Here is a 14,706-nt window from a genome sequence, read left to right on the forward strand (position 1 = left end):
GACCGAGCTCGGCCGGGAGGGCAGGCGCGGCGTCGAGCGGCAGACCGACGCGCTCGCCGCGGCCCCGTGGCGGGCCCTCGGCCCGCGCGCCGGCCGCCTCGCCGAGCTGCTGGGCCCCGCGGTCGGCGCCATCGTGCAGTCGGGCCTGCTGCCCATGCAGAGCACCCTCGGCCTCCTGCACGAACTCTGACCCCGTCGAGAACGACGTTATCGTGATCGAACAGCCTTGTTGATCACGACAGGTTCGTTCTCGACGGGAGCCCCAGGGCGCGGGCGGCCAGGGTGGCCAGGTGCACCGGCTCCCGGGTGCCGGCCTGGCGCAGCTGCGTGCGGCAGCTGAACCCGTCGGCCAACACCTCGACGTCGGGCGCTGCGGCCCGCACGGCGGGCAGCAGCACCCGCTCCGCGCACGCCATCGACACCTCGTAGTGGCCCTTCTCGAACCCGAAGTTGCCGGCCAGCCCGCAGCAGCCGGAGTCGAGCACCTCGGCGTCGATGCCCAAGGCGGCCATCACCGCCTTGTCGGCGTCGGTGCCCAGCTCGGCGTGCTGGTGGCAGTGCACCTGCACGAGCGCCTTCTGCCCGGGCGAGAGCACCGCGCCGCGCAGCTCGTCGACGTGGTCGGCGAGCAGCTCGGCGAACGTCCGCACGCCCGCAGGCAGCAGCCCGACCAGCGGCTCGTCGGGCAGCAGCTCACCGGCGTCGGAGCGCAGGGCCGCCGTGCACGACGGCTCCAGCCCGACGACCGGCACCCCCGCCGCCAGCCACGGCTCGATCGTGCGCAGGCTGCGCCGCAGCACCTTGCGGGCGGCGTCGACCTGGCCGGTGGATGTCCAGGTGAGCCCGCAGCAGACGTCGCGGGGCGGGAGCTCGACGGCGTAACCGAGGCTCTCCAGGACCGCGACGGCGTCGGCGGCGACGGCGGGGTCGAAGTGGTTGGTGAACGTGTCGGGCCACAGCAGCACCCGCCCCCGCCCCCGCCCCCGCGTCCCCGCCGCGGAGCGGGCCGCCCCCCTCCCCCGGTTCAGGAAAGCCACGTTCCTGCCCTCTGAGGGCAGCATCGTGGCTTTCCTGAACCCCAGGCGGAGGCGGAGGCGGCGGGCGGCGGGGAGCAGGGCGGCGAGGGGGCGGGAGGAGAGGGGGCGGGAGGAGGGGGAGCGGGTGAAGGGGGTGGGGGCGATGGGCGGGATCGAGCGCCGGGGGTCGATGCCGCCGACGCGCTTGGCGACCGCCGCGAGCGGCGTGCGGGCGGCCGCGTTGAGGGCCCGGACCGCGCCGGCCGGGAGGCGCCCGACGACGCGCATCCAGCGGGGCAGCGCGCCCATCGAGTAGTGCGACGGCGGGCGCACCTTGCCCTTGTAGCGCTGGGCCAGGTACTCGGTCTTGTACGAGGCCATGTCGACGCCGACCGGGCAGTCGCTCTTGCAGCCCTTGCACGACAGGCACAGGTCGAGCGCCTCGCCCACCTCCGGCGAGTCCCACCCGCCGGTGATCACGTCGCCGGAGGCCATCTCGAACAGCAGCCGGGCCCGCCCGCGGGTGGAGTGCATCTCCTCGCCGGTGACCCGGTAGCTGGGGCACATGACCCCGCCGGTCGCGGTGATGCACTTGCCGACGCCGAGGCAGCGGCGGGTGGCGCGGGTGAACGAGCCGCGGTCGTGGGCGAAGGCGAGCACCGGCTCGTCGCGCAGGGTCGGCATGCCGACGAACACCCGCAGGTCGTCGTCGAGCTTGGCCGGGCGCACGACGCGCTCGGGGTTCATCCGGTCGTCGGGGTCCCAGACGGCCTTGAACTCCTCGAACGCCCGGATGACCTGCGGCGGGTACATCCGGGGCAGCAGCTCGGCGCGGGCGACGCCGTCGCCGTGCTCGCCCGACAGCGAGCCGCCGTGCGCGACGGCCAGGTCGGCGGCGTCCTCCATGAACGTCCGGAAGGCGGCGACGCCCGCGGTCGTCAGCAGGTCGAAGTCGAGGCGGACGTGCAGGCAGCCGTCGCCGAAGTGGCCGTAGTAGGCGCCGCGGCGGCCGTGCCGGGCCAGCAGCGCGTCGAACTCGCGCAGGTAGGCGCCGAACCGCTCGGGCGGGACGGCGGCGTCCTCCCAGCCGGGGTAGGCCTCCGAGCCGCCCGGGCCGCGGGTGACGATGCCGGCGCCGTCCTCGCGGATGCGCCACAGCGCCCGCATCTGCGCGGGCTCGCCGACCACGAGGCTGCTCGGCCCGTACGGCTTCATCGCGGTGACGACGGCCTCCGCGGCGGCGACGGCCTCGGCGCGGGTGGCGCCGCCGGTCTCGACGTAGAGCCAGCCGGCGCCCTCGGGCAGCATCCGCGACGCCGTCTCGCCCGGGCGGGAGGCGCGCAGCGCGGCGATGAGCCCGGCGTCCATGCCCTCGATGGTCAGCGGGTTCAGCTCGCGCACGGTCATGACGTGGTCGGCGGCGAGGTAGGCGTCGGGGAAGCCGAGCACGGCCAGCGCCCGCACGGGCGGCGACTCGACGAGCCGCACGGTGGCCGACAGCATCGTCGCGCAGGTGCCCTCGGTGCCGACCAGCGCCTTGGCCAGGTCGAACCCGTTCTCCGGGAGGAGCTGGTCGAGGTTGTAGCCGGACACGCGGCGGGTGAGGTCGGGGAACGAGGTGCGGACGGTCTCGGCGTAGCGCTCGCCCAGCTCGCGCAGCGCGGTGGGGATGCGGCCGGTGGCCTCGCCCGCGCCGAGCGAGAGCCGCTCGCCGCGGTAGGTGAGCACGTCGAGGGCGTGCACGTTGTCGACGGTCTTGCCCCAGGCCACCGAGTGCGAGCCGCAGGCGTTGTTGCCGATCATCCCGCCGAGCGTGCAGCGGTTGTGCGTCGACGGGTCGGGGCCGAAGGTCAGCCCGTGCGGCTGGGCCGCGGCCCGCAGCCGGTCGAGCACGACCCCGGGCTGGACGCGCGCGGTGCGGGCCTGCGGGTCGATCTCCAGGATCGAGGTCATGTGCCGGCTGAAGTCGAGCACGACGGCCGTGTTGACCGCCTGCCCGCCGATCGACGTGCCGGCGCCGCGCGGCATCAGCGGCACGTCGTGGGCGTGGCAGACGGCGACGGCGGTGGCGACGTCCTCCTCGTCGACCGGTGCGACCACGCCGATCGGGACCCGGCGGTAGTTCGAGGCGTCGGCGGAGTACATGGCCCTGGTCGCGGTGTCGAACCGGACCTCGCCGCGGACGGCCGCGGCGAGGTCGTGTCGCAGGGCGCTCGGGTGGTCGCTCAGGTCGTGCCTCCGCTGTCCTTCTTCGGGGCCGGGGTCTCCGGCTTCTTCGCGGCGGGCTTGTCGGCGTGCCCGTGGCCGTGCCCGTGGCCGTGGCCGTGCCCGTGACCGGCCCCGCCACCGATCACCGGGTCGCCCGCGCGCAGCGGGGCCCCGTGGTAGCGGCCCTCGTGGGCGATGATCGGGCGCTGGTCGCCGGCCAGCTCGGGGTGCTTGGCCTCCAGCTTCTGCCGGCGCTCCCACTGCCGCTGCAGCCCGGCCGTGTACTCCCGGTCGCCCGCGTAGGTGCCCTTCCAGGTCTGCGGCATCTGCTCCTTGCTCAGCCCGGCGTCGGCCCGCCCGCCCAGGCTGAACCCGGCGGGGATCTTCCGGGTCTCCCCTCCGCACTCCGGGCAGGCGGGCGCGGCAGCGTCGAACGGGGCGAGCTGCTCGAAGCGCAGCCCGCACCCGCAGCGGTAGACGTAGATCGGCACGGCTACCAGTTCTCGACGGACTTGGTGAGGATGTCGGCGATGTCGTCCTCGGTGGGCGTCTTCGGGCAGGTCGCGAGCAGCCGCTGCTGCTTCATCGTCCCCGGCACGAGGTCGGGGACGTCGGCCTCGGTGTAGCCGACGCCGCCGATCCCGTTCGGGATGCCGATGTCGCGCATCAACGACACCAGCACCGACGGCAGCTGCTCGCGCGGGTCGTCGACCTTGTCGGCGCGCGGGTCCATCAGCTCGGCCGCCCGCAGGTGCCGTTCGGGGGCGCTCTCGAAGGAGAACCGGAACGCCTCCGGCGCCGTCAGCGACACGGACTCGCCGTGCGGCACCATCGGCTCGTCCTGCGGGTAGTCCGCCGGCCGGTAGTCCTTGACCATGCCGGCGATCGGGTAGGCGTTGGCGTGCGGGATGTGCACGCCGGAGTTGCCGAAGCCCATCCCGGCGAACGTCGCGGCCATCATCATGTTCGACCGGGCCTCGAGGTTGTCGCCCTCGTGCACCGCCGTGCGGAACGACTGCGCGATGAGGTTCATCGCCTTCTCGCACCACAGGTCCGACACCGGGTTCGAGCCGCAGTAGGTGACCCGCTCCTCGGGCTTCTTGCGGTCGAACGTCGTGTAGTAGCGCGCGGTGTAGGACTCGACCGCGTGGCAGACGATGTCCATCCCGGACGCCGCGGTGACCCCGGCGGGCAGCGACAGCGTCAGCAGCGGGTCGATGACGGCCAGCGTCGGGCGCAGCCGCCAGTGGCTGATCCCGGTCTTGACCTTCATCGACAGGATGTCCAGCACGCACATCGCGGTGGACTCCGAGCCCGTCCCGGCCGTGGTCGGCACCGCGATCAGCGGCTTGAGCTGGCCGGGCGGCACCTTCGCGCTCCCGATCGGCTTGTTGATGTAGTCCATCAGCTCGCCGGGGTGGCTGGTCAGCAGGTTGATCGCCTTGGCCGTGTCGATCGCCGAGCCGCCGCCGACGGCGACGAACCCGTCCCACGGGCCCTGCACGCGCGCGTACTCGGTGGCCTTGTTCATCGAGTCGTCGGTCGGCTCGACGTGCACGCCGTCGAAGATCTCCGAGTCGATCTCGTAGCGCCTCAGGTTGTCGGCGATGCGCTGGGGGGCGCCGATGGCGCTGATCCCCGGGTCGGTGACGATCAGCACCCGCTTGACGCCGTACTGGCTCAGCTCGAAGCCGACCTCGTCGGAGGCGCCTGCGCCGAACTTCAACGGCGGCGCGCCCCAGGTGAAGATCGTCTCCTCGGTGAGGTCAACGCCGGTCATGTGTAGGAGCCCTCCGGTGCCACGCGCAGCTGGTGGATCTGGTCGGCGTCGTGGCCGAACACCATGGTGGCGCCGGTCTGCTCCTGGATGCCGCGCAGCTTCTCCACCGAGGAGTAGAAGTCCTCCAGGTTGTTCACGATCGCCGCGGGCACGGCCGGCGGGCCCCAGCTCTCGCCCATGTAGACGGCGTCCGAGGTGAAGATCATGGTGCCGGTGTCGGGCAGGTCGACGCGCATCGACATGGTGCCGACGGTGTGGCCGGGCGTCTCGATCAGCGTGACGCCGGGAGCGATCTCGGTGTCGCCGGAGACCGTCTCGAAGGTCAGCTCCTCGTAGTCGGTCTTCAGGTGGGCCCCGGTGAACAGGCCCTCGAAGCCGAACGCGAAGTCGCGCTCCTTCTCGTGGCAGACCAGCGTCGCGTTCGTGCCCTTGAACATGTTCGCGTTGCCGGCGTGGTCGAAGTGCAGGTGCGACAGGATGACCTTGTCGATCTGGTCGAGGCCCACGCCCACCTGGTTGAGCCGCGAGTCGAGGTACTCCGAGTCGCTGACCTTGTCGTAGGGGAAGAACTCCTGCAGCCCGGTCGGCCCCCAGCGGTCCTCCCAGTCGCGCGGGCAGCTGGTGTCCCACAGGATGCGGCCCTCGTCGGTCTCCACGAGCACGCAGTGCGTGGGCACGTCGACCCAGGGCGCGGGGTTGTTCTTCGAGCTGCGGTCGGTGATCGACCTGCCGGGCTTGAGCAGCAGCCAGGTGAGGTCGGCGGTCATCGCCCCGCAGGGCAGGATGGTGACCTTGTTCGCAGTGGCCATGGAGTTCCCTTCGACGGTGGAGGGGCTTCGCGAGCCGCGGGCCGGAGATCGAGTCACGGTGGCATGTAGCACTCCACTCGTCAACGCGGCGCCCACCCGCTCGACCAGGTCCCACCCCGTCGGTCAGGGGCCCGGGCAGGTCCAGTCCAGCGAGGTGCCCACCTCGCCGCCCTCCTGGGCGAGCAGCAGCTCCGCGGTGTGCCGGACGTGGCGGCGCATCGCCGCCGCGGCGCCGTCCGCGTCGCCGGCCTCCACCCGGTCGAGGATGCCCTCGTGCTCGGCGACGATGTCGGCCAGCGAACGCGACGAGCCGGCCGTGGACACCCCCTGGCGCAGCACGGTGTCGCGCAGCGAGTCCACGTAGGACGCCAGCCGGGTGTTGCCGGACGCGGTGATCAGCGCCTGGTGGAAGCGCCGGTCGTACTGCCACAGCCGGAACTCGTCGTCGGCCTCGGCGGCCCGCTGCATCTGCCGGAACAGCTTGCGCAGCTCCCGGCGGCCCGCGTCGTCGAGCAGCTGGGTGGCCCGGCGGGTGGCCGGCACCTCCAGCAGCAGCCGCAGCGCGAAGACCTCCTCCAGGTCGTGCACCGAGGTCTGCAGCACCCGCACGCCGCGGTTGCGCTCGAAGCGCACCATGCCCTGCTGGGCCAGCTTGATCAGCGCCTCGCGGACCGGGGTGCGGGACACGCCGAGCTGGGTGGCCAGCGCCTGCACCGAGTGCAGGGTGCCCGGCGCCAGCTCGCCGCTGACGACGGCGGCCCGCAGGGCGTCGAGCACCCTCGCGTTGACCGTCGTCGTCTGCCCCAGCGCATCCACCGCGGTGCTACCAGCCCGACGCCAACCCGCCGACGATCCGCTCGGCGACCTTGTACATCGAGCGGACGGTGCGCCCGTCCTCGAACTCGCCGATGGCCGTCATCTCCCAGACCGCCCCGTTCCGCTTGACCACGCTCATCACCACGCCGGTGCGCGGCGCCGACTCGGTGATGTCGAAGCGGACGAGCTCGGCCCCGGTGTCGAGGTCGAGCAGCCGGCAGTACGCGCTGCGCACGTCGGTGAACTTCTGGCCCTGGAACGAGTTGACCGTGAACACGATCGCGGTGACGTCCGGGGGCAGCTGCTCCAGCTCGACGGTGATGGTCTCGTCGTCGCCGCCGCCGTGGCCGGTCAGGTTGTCGCCGGAGTGCCGCACCGCCCCGCGACAGGCGTTCTGGCTCATGAACCAGACCGAGTCGACCTTCTTGCCGCGGGCCCCGATGATGATCGCCGAGGCGTCCAGGTCGACGTTGCGGCCGTGGTGGGCCGGGTCCCAGCCCAGGCCCATCGCGACCCGGCGCAGCGGCGGGGTGCCGGCGCCCTTGGTCAGCGAGACGGTCTGCCGCTTGGCCAGCGAGACCTTGCCCTTGCTCAGGTCGAGCTTGCCGCCGGTCGCGGAAGGCGCGGGCGGGGCGGCCTGGCGCGGTGCGGCGGGGGCCGGCGCGGGCGCCGGCGGCGGGGCGGGCTCCGGGGTGTCGTCCGCGACGGAGATGCCGAAGTCCTTGGCGATCCCGCCCAACCCGCTGGAGTAGCCCTGCCCGACCGCGCGCACCTTCCACTCGCCGCCACGGCGGTAGATGTCCACGCACAGCAGCGCCGTCTCGGTGCTCAGGCCGTCGGGCTCGAAGGAGACCACCGGCGTTCCGCCCACCGCCACGTCCATCCGCAGCCCGCCCAGCGCGCCGAAGGTCGCCGGGCCGCGGCCGTCGAGGCTGGCCGTGACGGTGACCTTCTCGATCTCGGCCTCGACGGCGCCCGGGTCGACGTCGACGCCGTCCTCCCGGTAGCGCACGCCCGGCGCCGACGGCTGGTTGTAGAAGACGAAGTCGTCGTCGCTGCGCACGCTGCCGGCCGCGGTGAGCAGCAGCGCGGAGATGTCGACCGGGGCGGCGGCGCGCACCCGCACGGCGACCGGACCGGCGGGCAGCGGGGCGTTGGCGCCCTTGGCGAGGCTCTGCACGGCGGTGATCCTGCCAGGCGGCGGGCCCGGATGGCGCAGGTCGTCGCACCGCGACGGCCGAGCGGCCGTGGTCGGGTGCCCGGCGGGTGGATCCGGCGGGGCGCGCATGGGGCAGCGCGGCGGGGGTACCGGACCGCCGATGAAGGAGATCGGATGACCCCACACCTGACCAACGGCGTCACGGCCAGGGCCGCGGCGGCGGCCGACGCCCACCGCGACGGCGCCGACCGGCCGCTGGGCGGCTACGTGCTCGTGATGTCGGTCTTCGCGGCGCTCGTCGCCGGCGCGGCCGGCCTCGGCGGGCTGACCGGCCGGCGGCTCCCCGCCACGATCGGCCCCTGGGACGTGGCGATGCTCGCCGCCGGCACCCACAAGCTGTCCCGCACGATCAGCAAGGACTCCGTCACCGCCCCGCTGCGCGCGCCCTTCACCCGCTACACCGGGAACGGCGGGCCGGCCGAGGTGATGGAGGAGGTCCGCGCGGCCGGCGGCCTGCGCCACTCCATCGGCGAGCTCCTGACCTGCCCGTTCTGCCTCGACGTCTGGATCGCCACCGGGTTCGGCATCGGCTTCGTGTTCGCCCCGCGCGCCACCCGCCTGGTCGCCGCCACCCTGACCGCGCTCACCGGCGCCGACTTCCTGCAGCTCGCCTACGCGACGACCCAGCGGTCGGCCGGCTGACCGTCCGTAGGGTGGCGGCGTGGCCGACCAGGTATCCGAGCTCTTCGACCCCTCGGCGTGGCGGGTCGTCGAGGGCTTCGACTTCGCCGACATCACCTACCACCGCGCGGTCGACACCGGCGCCGTGCGGATCGCGTTCGACCGGCCCGAGGTGCGCAACGCGTTCCGCCCCGGCACCGTCGACGAGCTGTACCGCGCGCTCGACCACGCCCGCCAGACCCCCGACGTCGGCTGCGTGCTGCTCACCGGCAACGGCCCCTCCCCCAAGGACGGCGGCTGGGCCTTCTGCTCCGGCGGCGACCAGCGCATCCGCGGCCGCACCGGCTACCAGTACGCCTCCGGCGACACCGCCGAGACCGTCGACCCGGCCCGGGCCGGGCGCCTGCACATCCTGGAGTGCCAGCGCCTCATCCGGTTCATGCCCAAGGTCGTCATCGCGGTGGTGCCGGGCTGGGCGGCCGGCGGCGGCCACTCCCTGCACGTCACCGCCGACCTCACGCTGGCCAGCGCCGAGCACGCCCGGTTCAAGCAGACCGACGCCGACGTCGGCTCGTTCGACGGCGGCTACGGCTCGGCCTACCTGGCCCGCCAGGTCGGCCAGAAGTTCGCCCGGGAGATCTTCTTCCTGGGCCGCGAGTACACCGCCGAGCAGATGCACCGGATGGGCGCGGTCAACGAGGTCGTCCCGCACGCCGACCTGGAGCGGGTGGCCCTGGACTGGGCCCGGGAGATCAACGGCAAGTCGCCGACCGCCCAGCGGATGCTCAAGTACGCGTTCAACCTGCTCGACGACGGGCTGGTCGGGCAGCAGCTGTTCGCCGGGGAGGCGACCCGGCTGGCGTACATGACCGACGAGGCGGTGGAGGGCCGCGACGCGTTCCTGGAGAAGCGCGCCCCCGACTGGACCGCCTACCCCTGGCACTACTGACCGGGTGGGTCAGCGGGTCGTGGCCGCGACCCGCAGGCCGAGGCCGACCAGCACCGTCCCGCTGACCGCCTCCAGCCGCCTGCGCACCCGCGGGCGGCGGAACCACCCCGACGCCCGCCCGACCGCCGCGGCGAACCCCAGGTACAGCCCCGTCTCCACGACGACCTGCAGCGCGGCCAGCCCGGCCGTCCAGGCGAGCACGGGGCCGTCCCGCGGCACGAACTGCGGGTAGAACGCGAACATGAACACGGCGGCCTTCGGGTTGGCCAGCTGCACGACCAGCCCCTCGACGAACGCCCCGCGCGCCGAGTGCCGCCGCGACGGCTCCGGCGCCGCCCGCCCGCCGTCCCTCCAGGCCGCCCACCATGCCCGCAGCCCCAACCACAGCAGCACCGCGGCCCCGACCACCCGCAGCACGGTGTACGCCGTCTCCGACGCCGCCACCAGCGCCGCCAGCCCGGCGCCCGCGGCCAGGGCCCACAGGTAGAGCCCGGCCTCGAGGCCGAGGACCGTGGGGACGGCGGCGCGGGTGCCGCGGAGCGCGGCACGGCGCAGGATGAGCGCCATCGCCGGGCCGGGGCTGGCGGAGATCAGCAGGACGGCGAGCAGGAACGCCGGCAGGATCGCGAGCAGGTCCACCCCCGCACCCTGGCACCCGGGACCGGCCGGGCGCCCCGGATTTCCCGGTCAGCTCCCGGCTGGGGCCGCCGCCCCGTTGGGAGCACTATTGATCGAGTACCGCCACCGCCCGATGTCAGGAGTGCCCTCGACGATGCCGGCGATCACGGAGCCGGGCTCGGTCACCCCGTGGGTGTTCCCCACCGGCCCGCACGCCCACCCCGACCCGACCGACCGCGCCGAGCGACGGGCCATCGACCCGGAGAAGCGGCGGGCATCCCGGGCTGCCTGGGGGCGACCGTGATGCGCCTGCCGGTGGACGGCTCCCCCGAGGCCACCGCCCGCCTCGTCGACGCCCTCCGCGACGCCCTCGCCGGCGGCGACCCCGTCCTCCCCGTCGGGCCCGCTCCCGTACCCGCTCCGACGGCCGATCCCCCGCCCGGCACCGCGGTCGTCATCGCCACCTCCGGCTCCACCGGCGTCCCGAAGCTGGTCGTGCTGTCCACCACGGCCCTGACGGCGTCCGCCCGAGCCACCGAGCGCCGCCTCGGCGGTCCGGCGCGCTGGCTGCTGGCCCTGCCCGCCGAGCACGTCGCGGGCGTCCAGGTCGTGGTGCGGGCGCTGGTGGCGGGGGCGCCGCCGCGGGTGCAGGACCTGCGCGACGGCTTCCGGGCCGACGACTTCGCCGCGGCGACCGCCGGCCTCGGCGCCGGGGCGCGCTGCACCAGCCTGGTGCCCACCCAGCTCGCCCGCCTGCTCGACGCCGGCGGCGCCGCCCTCGACGCCCTCCGCAGCTACACCGCGATCCTGGTCGGCGGGGCCGCCCTCGACGCCCGCCTCCGCGACCGGGCGCTGGCCGCGGACGTCCGCATCGTCACGACGTACGGCATGTCGGAGACGGCCGGCGGCTGCGTCTACGACGGCGTCCCGCTCGACGGCGTCGACGTCGACCTCGCCGACGACGGCCGCATCCTGCTCGGCGGGGCCACCCTGGCCACCGGCTACCTGGGCCGCCCGGACGACCCCGCGTTCACCGGCGGCCGGTTCCGCACCGGCGACCTCGGCCGGTGGCGCGACGGGCGCCTGGAGGTGCTCGGGCGGGCCGACGACGTCATCAACACGGGCGCGGAGAAGGTGGCCCCGGCGGCGGTCGAGCGGGTGCTCGCGGCGCAGCCGGGTGTGCGGGCGGCGTGCGTGGTGGGGGTGCCCGACCCGGAGTGGGGGCAGGTCGTCGGGGCGGCGGTGCAGCTCGACCCGGGCGCCGAGGCGGCCGAGCGGGGCTGGCGCGACGCCGTGCGCGCCGAGCTGGGCCGGGCCGCGGTGCCCCGCGTGCTGCGGGTCGTGCCCGACCTGCCGCTGCGCGGGATCGGCAAGCCCGACCGCGCCGCCGTCACCGCCCTCCTCTCCCCGTGACGGCCGGGCGCCGGGACCGCCGCAACCCGGCCGCTGAGCGTGGCCGCGCCGGGGGAGATCGTCGTCGGACGAGCGCGCTTCGTCCGGCCTGGCGCGGCGTTTCGTCCGGTCCGGCGGGCCGGCGAGCGGCTCGACGGAGGTCACGGGGGTGGGAGGGGCGGGGGCGATAGCGTTGTCCCGTGGCCACTCCGGCGCAGTGGGTCCAGGGGGCCCGTCCGCGTACCCTCCCGACCGCCGTCTCCCCCGTCCTGGTGGGCACCGGCGCGGCGCTCGGCGACGGGGTGGTGGCCCCGGTCAACGCCGCGCTGGCGCTCCTCGTCGCGGTGTCGCTGGTGATCGGGGTGAACTTCGCGAACGACTACTCCGACGGCATCCGCGGGACCGACGACGAGCGGGTCGGGCCGATGCGGCTGGTCGGGTCGAAGGCGGCGTCGCCGGAGGCGGTGCGCACGGCGGCGTTCGCCTGCTTCGGCGTCTCCGCGCTCGCCGGGATCACCCTGGTGGCGCTGAGCGAGCAGTGGTGGATGATCGCGGTCGGCGCGGTCTGCATCGCCGGGGCCTGGTTCTACACCGGGGGGCGGCGGCCCTACGGCTACGCCGGGCTCGGCGAGGTCGCGGTGTTCCTGTTCTTCGGGCCGGTGGCGGTGCTGGGCACCGTGCTCACCCAGAGCGGGGCGCCGGGGGCGCCCGCGGTGGTGTCCGCGGTCGCGGTCGGGATGCTGACCTGCGCCGTGCTGGTGGCCAACAACCTGCGCGACATCCCCACCGACACCGCGGCCGGCAAGCGGACGCTGGCGGTGCTGCTCGGCGACACCGACACCCGCCGGCTCTACGCGGCGCTCGCGCTGGCGCCGTTCGTGCTCAGCGTGGCGATCGGGCTGCGCAGTTGGCCGATGCTGGTCGCGCTGGCGGCGCTGCCGCTGGCGGTCGCGCCGGTGCGATCGGTGCTGGGCGGGGCGCAGGGCCGGGCGCTCGTGGCGGTGCTGGGCCGGACCGGGGTGCTGCTGCTGGGGTGGTCAGTCCTGACCGCGGTCGGGCTGGTCTGGGGTCGCTTCGGCTGAGGCTGGCTCGGGGTCGGCCTTGACGGTCGTGTGGGGTTCGTCGCCGCGCAGCCGCGCGCGCAGGGCCTCGCGTTCGACCGACCGGCGCTCCCGCGCGACGGTGAGCGCCTCGTCGAGGCGGGCCCGCAGGCCGCGGAACAGGACCATCGACAGCGGCAGCGCGACGACCAGCGCGACCAGCACGGCGACCAGCACCGGTACCCCGGCCAGCACCAGGACCAGCGCGATCACGGCCAGCAGCGCCAGCCGGGCGAGCGCGTACAGGGCGACGGTCGGCCCCAGCCCGGGGCGTGTCGGCGCGGGTGACGTGGCCATGCCCCGAGGGTACGGCGGCCTCCGGGCGGCCCGCCGACCTGGCCGGGACGCCTCGACCACTTGTCCGGTTCGTCCTTTAAGAGCCCTTTACCTCCGGACAACCGTTCGAGTACCTGAGGTCCCGGGTGTCACGATGGCCCGGAACATCCGAGGTCCCCGGACCCCGGTCGTTGGACACAGGTCGTGGAGGTCCGAATGACAGTGACTACGCACACCGGGAGCACCGAGCGCCTGCTCACCCCGGGCGAGGTCGCCACCCTCTTCCGCGTCGACCCCAAGACCGTCACCCGCTGGGCGTCGGCCGGCCGGATCGGCTCGATCCGCACTCCGGGCGGGCACCGCCGCTTCCGCGAGTCCGAGGTGAAGAACCTGCTCGCCGACCTCACCAGTGAGGCCACCGCACCGCCGAGCCACGGGTGACGGCGGCTCGCCGACACTTCACTCCGGCATTGCTCCGCCTCCGCTAACCTTTCTGTCGGAGGTGGTTCCGATGTTGTTCCTCATCGCGTTCGTCGGTGCCGCGGTGGTCGCACTGGTGCTGTGGAAGGCGATGAACACCGCCCAGCCGGACGGCGCCCCGCCGCCCCGGCGCCAGTACACCGGCCCCACCCGGCCCCGCCCCCGCGTCAGCGGACCGGACGACGACGCCGAGTTCCTTCGTCAGCTCGACGAGAAGGTCCGCAAGCGCGACGACCCGACGGCCTGACCGTCACCACCGCGGTACCCAGCAGTCGACGACCGGTCCGGCCGCATCCACCAGGTGCGCCGGGCCGTAGTCGCGCGTAGAAGGCGTTCTCGCGCGCAGGGACCGTTCCCGGCGAGCCGTCCCCACCCTCAGGCGGGGACGCCTTCGAAGACATCGGCGACCGTCGCCGCCAGCTCCAGCAGCGCCAGCCGGGTGGCCGGCTCCAACCGGTCGAGGTCGACCTCCGCGCCCTCCTCGAGGTGCGCGTCGAACGGGATCCGCACCACCGAGCGGCAGCGCGCCGAGAAGTGCTCCGCGACCCGGTCGAGGTCGACCCCGCCGGACGAGCGGTGCACGCAGTTGATCACCGCGACCGAGTTGCGGACGAGGTCGCCGTGGCCGTGCGCGTCGAGCCAGTCCATCGTGGCCGAGGCGCTGCGCGCGCCGTCGATCGAGCCGGACGAGACGATGATGAGCTGGTCGGCCACGCCGAGCACGCCGTACATCGCCGAGTGCATCAGCCCGGTGCCGCAGTCGGTGAGCACGATGTTGTAGAAGTGCTCCAGTAGGGTGACGGTGCGCCGGTAGTCGTCCTCGCTGAACGCCTCGGAGACGGCCGGGTCCTGCTCGGAGGCCAGCACCTCCAGCCGCGAGGGCCCCTGCGAGGTGTAGGCGCGCACGTCGGTGTAGCGGCGCACGCGCTGCGCGTCGCGCAGCAGGTGGCGCACCGTGGCGCTGGTCTCCAGCGGGATCTTCTGGCTGAGGGTGCCGCGGTCGGGGTTGGCGTCGACCGCGACGACCCGGTCGCCGCGCAGCGACGCGAACGTGGACCCGAGCGTCGCGGTGATGGTGGTCTTGCCGACGCCGCCCTTGAGGCTCAGCATCGCGATCTTGTAGCAGCCCAGCAACGGCTGGTTGATCCGCGCGGTGAGCTCGCGGCGGCGCACGTCGGACGGGCTCTCGCCGGGGTTGATGAGGCGCCCGGACAGCACGTAGACCAGCCGGCGCCAGCCCGACTGCGGGGGCCGCTTGGTGGCCCGCAGCAGGCGCGCGGAGGAGAGGTCGGGGTCGGCGGCCTGGGAGCCGCTGCGCGCCCGCTGGGCCTCCTGAGCGGCGATGGCGCCCGGGTCGGTCCAGCGCGCGCCCTGCGGCGGCGTGGCCGGCCCGCCCGCGTCGGGGCCGCCGAACAGCTCGCC

At 74.4% G+C, this 14,706-nt stretch carries 17 protein-coding genes; 8 read left to right on the top strand and 9 right to left on the bottom strand.

From position 1 onward, the window contains the following. Positions 1–190 (top strand): helix-turn-helix domain-containing protein (locus KIK08_RS31950; RefSeq protein ID WP_408004764.1); only part of this gene is annotated, 190 nt, incomplete at its 5' end. Between the two features lie 43 nt (positions 191–233). Here KIK08_RS31950 and KIK08_RS31955 read toward each other — a convergent pair. The 6 genes from KIK08_RS31955 to KIK08_RS31980 all read right to left on the bottom strand — a co-directional run bounded on the left by KIK08_RS31955 (position 234) and on the right by KIK08_RS31980 (position 7,809). Continuing rightward, positions 234–3,161 carry an FAD-binding and (Fe-S)-binding domain-containing protein gene (locus tag KIK08_RS31955; RefSeq protein ID WP_214407040.1) on the bottom strand — a complete coding sequence of 976 codons (2,928 nt, stop codon included), beginning with the start codon at positions 3,159–3,161 and terminating at the stop codon, positions 234–236. A gap of 80 nt (positions 3,162–3,241) precedes the next feature. Continuing rightward, the gene (locus KIK08_RS31960) at positions 3,242–3,715 is read right to left on the bottom strand and encodes an FmdB family zinc ribbon protein (RefSeq protein WP_214407041.1); all 474 of its coding nucleotides are present in this window, start codon (positions 3,713–3,715) and stop codon (positions 3,242–3,244) included. Positions 3,716–3,717: 2 nt separating this feature from the next. Next, positions 3,718–5,004 carry a hydroxyacid-oxoacid transhydrogenase gene (locus tag KIK08_RS31965; protein WP_214407042.1) on the bottom strand — a complete coding sequence of 429 codons (1,287 nt, stop codon included), beginning with the start codon at positions 5,002–5,004 and terminating at the stop codon, positions 3,718–3,720. Then, positions 5,001–5,813, bottom strand: a complete 813-nt coding sequence (locus tag KIK08_RS31970) for an N-acyl homoserine lactonase family protein (RefSeq protein WP_214407043.1) — start codon at positions 5,811–5,813, stop codon at positions 5,001–5,003. Before KIK08_RS31970 ends, KIK08_RS31965 begins: the two co-directional genes overlap by 4 nt. A 123-nt stretch (positions 5,814–5,936) precedes the next feature. After that, positions 5,937–6,629, bottom strand: a complete 693-nt coding sequence (locus KIK08_RS31975) for a GntR family transcriptional regulator (RefSeq protein ID WP_214407044.1) — start codon at positions 6,627–6,629, stop codon at positions 5,937–5,939. Positions 6,630–6,636: 7 nt separating this feature from the next. Continuing rightward, positions 6,637–7,809: a TerD family protein gene (locus KIK08_RS31980; RefSeq protein ID WP_214407045.1), complete on the bottom strand. Its 1,173-nt coding sequence runs from the start codon at positions 7,807–7,809 to the stop codon at positions 6,637–6,639. Between the two features lie 153 nt (positions 7,810–7,962). Here KIK08_RS31980 and KIK08_RS31985 point away from each other — a divergent pair, with 153 nt between their 5' ends. Both KIK08_RS31985 and KIK08_RS31990 read left to right on the top strand, forming a co-directional pair. Next, complete coding sequence (locus KIK08_RS31985; protein WP_214407046.1) at positions 7,963–8,490, top strand: DUF1360 domain-containing protein; 528 nt, start codon at positions 7,963–7,965, stop codon at positions 8,488–8,490. A gap of 19 nt (positions 8,491–8,509) precedes the next feature. Further along, a complete protein-coding gene (locus KIK08_RS31990) occupies positions 8,510–9,418 on the top strand; it encodes a 1,4-dihydroxy-2-naphthoyl-CoA synthase (protein ID WP_214407047.1) in 909 nt (302 codons plus the stop codon). Between the two features lie 9 nt (positions 9,419–9,427). Here the strand turns inward: KIK08_RS31990 and KIK08_RS31995 are convergent, their stop codons facing one another. Further along, entirely contained in the window at positions 9,428–10,057 is a 630-nt protein-coding gene (locus tag KIK08_RS31995; RefSeq protein ID WP_214407048.1) for a LysE family translocator, read from the bottom strand. A 133-nt stretch (positions 10,058–10,190) separates the two neighbouring features. Between KIK08_RS31995 and KIK08_RS32000 the strand changes: the two genes are divergently transcribed. The 3 genes from KIK08_RS32000 (at position 10,191) to KIK08_RS32010 (ending at position 12,510) form a co-directional block, all read left to right on the top strand. Next, positions 10,191–10,340, top strand: a complete 150-nt coding sequence (locus KIK08_RS32000) for a hypothetical protein (RefSeq protein WP_214407049.1) — start codon at positions 10,191–10,193, stop codon at positions 10,338–10,340. Next, a complete protein-coding gene (gene menE / locus KIK08_RS32005; protein WP_214407050.1) occupies positions 10,340–11,449 on the top strand; it encodes an o-succinylbenzoate--CoA ligase in 1,110 nt (369 codons plus the stop codon). The genes KIK08_RS32000 and menE overlap by 1 nt, the downstream gene beginning before the upstream one ends. A gap of 179 nt (positions 11,450–11,628) precedes the next feature. Next, entirely contained in the window at positions 11,629–12,510 is an 882-nt protein-coding gene (locus tag KIK08_RS32010; RefSeq protein WP_214407051.1) for a 1,4-dihydroxy-2-naphthoate polyprenyltransferase, read from the top strand. Here KIK08_RS32010 and KIK08_RS32015 read toward each other — a convergent pair. After that, the gene (locus KIK08_RS32015) at positions 12,466–12,825 is read right to left on the bottom strand and encodes a DUF4229 domain-containing protein (protein WP_214407052.1); all 360 of its coding nucleotides are present in this window, start codon (positions 12,823–12,825) and stop codon (positions 12,466–12,468) included. The two genes, KIK08_RS32010 and KIK08_RS32015, sit on opposite strands and share 45 nt — an antisense overlap. 195 nt (positions 12,826–13,020) lie before the next feature. Here KIK08_RS32015 and KIK08_RS32020 point away from each other — a divergent pair, with 195 nt between their 5' ends. After that, on the top strand, positions 13,021–13,245 hold the full coding sequence (locus tag KIK08_RS32020) for a BldC family transcriptional regulator (RefSeq protein WP_214407053.1): 225 nt from the start codon (positions 13,021–13,023) through the stop codon (positions 13,243–13,245). 70 nt (positions 13,246–13,315) lie between these two features. Next, positions 13,316–13,531: a hypothetical protein gene (locus KIK08_RS32025; protein WP_214407054.1), complete on the top strand. Its 216-nt coding sequence runs from the start codon at positions 13,316–13,318 to the stop codon at positions 13,529–13,531. Between the two features lie 128 nt (positions 13,532–13,659). On the opposite strand, the gene KIK08_RS32030 is transcribed toward KIK08_RS32025, so the two are convergent. Then, positions 13,660–14,706: MinD/ParA family ATP-binding protein (locus tag KIK08_RS32030; RefSeq protein WP_214407055.1), on the bottom strand; the 1,047-nt coding region annotated here is incomplete at its 5' end.

The organism is Pseudonocardia lacus (assembly GCF_018531445.1).
Lineage (GTDB): Bacteria > Actinomycetota > Actinomycetes > Mycobacteriales > Pseudonocardiaceae > Pseudonocardia > Pseudonocardia lacus.

Coding starts and splice junctions, on each gene's coding strand:
- KIK08_RS31955 (WP_214407040.1), bottom strand. CDS start 3,161: ATGTACTCCGCCGACGCCTCGAACTACCGCCGGGTCCCGATCGGCGTG.
- KIK08_RS31965 (WP_214407042.1), bottom strand. CDS start 5,004: ATGACCGGCGTTGACCTCACCGAGGAGACGATCTTCACCTGGGGCGCG.
- KIK08_RS31970 (WP_214407043.1), bottom strand. CDS start 5,813: ATGGCCACTGCGAACAAGGTCACCATCCTGCCCTGCGGGGCGATGACC.
- KIK08_RS31985 (WP_214407046.1), top strand. CDS start 7,963: ATGACCCCACACCTGACCAACGGCGTCACGGCCAGGGCCGCGGCGGCG.
- KIK08_RS32000 (WP_214407049.1), top strand. CDS start 10,191: ATGCCGGCGATCACGGAGCCGGGCTCGGTCACCCCGTGGGTGTTCCCC.
- menE (WP_214407050.1), top strand. CDS start 10,340: ATGCGCCTGCCGGTGGACGGCTCCCCCGAGGCCACCGCCCGCCTCGTC.
- KIK08_RS32015 (WP_214407052.1), bottom strand. CDS start 12,825: ATGGCCACGTCACCCGCGCCGACACGCCCCGGGCTGGGGCCGACCGTC.
- KIK08_RS32020 (WP_214407053.1), top strand. CDS start 13,021: ATGACAGTGACTACGCACACCGGGAGCACCGAGCGCCTGCTCACCCCG.
- KIK08_RS32025 (WP_214407054.1), top strand. CDS start 13,316: ATGTTGTTCCTCATCGCGTTCGTCGGTGCCGCGGTGGTCGCACTGGTG.